At 66.7% G+C, this 1,042-nt stretch carries 1 protein-coding gene; it reads right to left on the bottom strand.

Annotated features, from left to right (window positions below):
• Positions 1 to 21 precede the first annotated feature (21 nt).
• Positions 22 to 914 (bottom strand): IS5 family transposase gene (locus ACQ0O7_RS45120; protein WP_430792104.1). Its coding sequence is split into 2 segments (ribosomal slippage): positions 22 to 549 and positions 552 to 914, totalling 891 coding nucleotides; the frame shifts between segments, so codons are not numbered across the junction.
• Positions 915 to 1,042 lie beyond the last annotated feature (128 nt).

The raw sequence follows: 1,042 nt of genomic DNA, 5'->3' as shown, positions 1-1,042 counted from the left end.
TAGGCCGTGTATCGAAGTCGGCTACAACCATTCGTTGATCGCGGCGATGGTCACGGTGGCTTCGTAGCGGACGGCGAGTTTGTCGAAGCGGGTGGCGACAGCGCGGTTGCGTTTGAGCCGGTTGATGCCGCACTCGACAGCATGTCGTTGCTTGTAGATCTCGGGTTCGAAGGCCGGTGGCCGACCGCCCTTCGACCCGAGTTTGCGGCGGTTGGCGTCCTGGTCAGCCTTGCTCGGGATGGTCGCCTTGATCCCGCGCCGACGTAGATAGCGACGGTTGCCGCGCGAGGTGTACGCCTTGTCGGCCAGGACCCGGTCCGGACGCACCCGCGGCCGACCGACCGGCCGCGGCACCCGGATACCCTCCAAGACCGCGATGAACTGCGGGCTGTCGCCGCGATGCCCGGCGGTCAACACGATGGACAACGGCTTCTGGCCCTGCTCGCAGCCCAGGTGCAACTTGGTGGTCAGCCCACCCCGGGAGCGACCCAACGCGTGATCGGCCGGCTCCACCCGGCCGCTGCTGCCGGGTGGTTCCGCCTGCAGATCCCCCTTTTACGCGCGCCAGCAGCATGCTGATGCGCGCGAGCAACGGTCGAATCCACCGACACGTCCCACACGATCCGGCCCGCCGCGTCGGCGATCTGCTGCAACGCGGTCAAAATCCGTGCCCACGTCCCATCACGCTGCCAGCGGCGGAACAACGCGTACACCGCCGACCAAGACCCGTACACCGCGGGCACATCACGCCACGGCGCACCGACCCGGATCCGCCACCGAATCCCGTCGATGAGCTGCCGTTTCGTCCATCGCGACGGCCGACCTGGCCGACGACCGGCAGGCAGCAACGGTTGCAGCGCCGCCCACTCCGAGTCGGTCAGATCGAACCGTCGCGTCACCGTTAAGGTATCCACGAGGTCTCCGGTGGTCTCCGGTTTTGCTTGGTCGCTAAACCAACTACCGGAGACCTCGCCGTCTATCGATCAACGACGCGCGTGATCTCCCTCAACCCGCCACCGCCGACTTCGATACACGGCCTAGC

The sequence above is a fragment of the Actinoplanes sp. G11-F43 genome (assembly GCF_050589265.1).
GTDB lineage: Bacteria > Actinomycetota > Actinomycetes > Mycobacteriales > Micromonosporaceae > Actinoplanes.
Note: the sequence above shows the minus strand (reverse complement) of the source record. Positions and strands in the feature narration are given on the sequence as shown.